The organism is Coprococcus sp. LG101-27 (assembly GCF_027695515.1).
Lineage (GTDB): Bacteria > Bacillota > Clostridia > Lachnospirales > Lachnospiraceae > Allocoprococcus > Allocoprococcus comes.
Map to the genome: position 1 here is coordinate 1 of NZ_JAQEUJ010000056.1, position 1,653 is coordinate 1,653.

The following is a 1,653-nucleotide window of genomic DNA, read 5'->3' on the forward strand; positions in this document are numbered from 1 at the left end:
TATAAAATCACAATATTCATCTATAATTCCAGAATCTCCAAAATCAATTATTCCAGTTAATCTATTATTGCCATCTAACAATAGATGATTACAACTAAAATCATTATGGCATAAACACTTTTTACCCTCAAAAACTGTTGTTGCATTTAGTCTTTCCATAAAACTTTCTATATAATCTTTTTCTATATCAGTTAAATCATTATAAATAGTTTCACGCAACAATATATACTCTTCTAATACATTTTGTTTATTATCAATAGTACATTCACTAATATCTGTATAATCTAAACCGTGCATTTGTCTTAAAAAACTGGCAATATCTCGTTTTAACAAATTTTGTTCTTCTTCTGACATAGTAGAATAAATTTCTGGTGTTAAAAAAGTTCCTTTAATTTCTTTATAACCTAGTATAGATAATTCATCACTAATATACGAATATTCAATATTAGGAATTTTTACATTAGTTTCTAAATTTGTATTTAAAAAATTATATATTGCTTTTTCTTTTGCATAACCTTTTTTCTTATTAGTACTAAATTTTGTTTTAAAAATGTATTCATTATTAACTAAATATGCCACACTATCATAACCACTACCGATTATTTCAATACTATCTACTTTGAAATTATCAAAGTAATGCTCAATTAAATATTTCATTGCCTTAACATTTGTGGCATTATCATCATATCTATATTCCATTAAATAACAATCTTCTTTTTTGCCCTCGTGTAATTCATGTTCTGGCAAATCTTCAATAATTCTAAAACCAGATTTTTGGTATGCCCTTATTGCTCTTGGATTATTTTTATGAGGGTCTAAAATAACTGCATTAGCATTTCTTTCTTTTTTCAAAAATTCAAAAATCAATTTAATATATCTTGTACCAATTCCTTTACTCCAATAATTTGGCTCTCCTATAAATTGATCCATACCATAGACTATCTCATCAGTTTTTGGATAATGATAATCAGTATATAACTCATCATACATTTTATATATTTGTCCATATCCAATAGGAACATTGTTATATTCAATAATTACTCTAAAAACTTCATCTTCCCAAGGCTCTGTATAATGTTTTTTTAATGATTCTAATGTATATTTTTTATCTCTACCACCATAAAATTCTAATACTCTTTCATCAGTTAACCATTTTAACATCAAAGGAAAATCATCATCTATTAAAGTTCTTATACATATTTCATTTTCAACTATATTCATTTATTTATCACCTTTTTCATAATCATATACATATACTATTTCATCTTTATAATCATTTTTACCACCTAATTTTTCATATACATGGCAAGCTCTAGGATTACCTTTATCAGTTATTAAAAACATTTCAGAACAACCAATCTCTTTAGAATATTCCTTAATAAAAGATAATAATTTTGAACCATAACCTTTGTCTTGATAGTTAGGTAACATTCCTATTGAGTGTAAATAAAACATTGTTTTTCCATCAGGTCTTAAAAGTGTATAGCAATATGCAAATCCTATAATTTTATTATTTTCTTTAGCTATAAACCCAAATGAACTGGTATCATTAAGAAATCCTTTTAAATTATCAATATCAAAAACCATATTATCATCAATTAAAACTTCTTCCATAATTTTCGAGCCGAGCCGACATAACCGGTGTAGCCTTCA

Annotated in this window: 2 protein-coding genes; both read right to left on the minus strand. The window is 25.5% G+C overall.

Annotated elements, in window-relative coordinates; genetic code table 11:
- On the minus strand, positions 1-1,221 hold a 1,221-nt coding region (aac(6')-Ie, locus tag PG766_RS16775), incomplete at its 3' end, for an aminoglycoside N-acetyltransferase AAC(6')-Ie (protein WP_270591395.1).
- A complete protein-coding gene (locus PG766_RS16780) occupies positions 1,222-1,614 on the minus strand; it encodes a GNAT family N-acetyltransferase (RefSeq protein ID WP_000393259.1) in 393 nt (130 codons plus the stop codon). It abuts the gene before it with no gap.
- Positions 1,615-1,653: the final 39 nt, after the last annotated feature.

Excerpts from the sequence above, each read along its gene's own strand:
- PG766_RS16780 (WP_000393259.1), bottom strand. The coding sequence starts at position 1,614 with ATGGAAGAAGTTTTAATTGATGATAATATGGTTTTTGATATTGATAAT.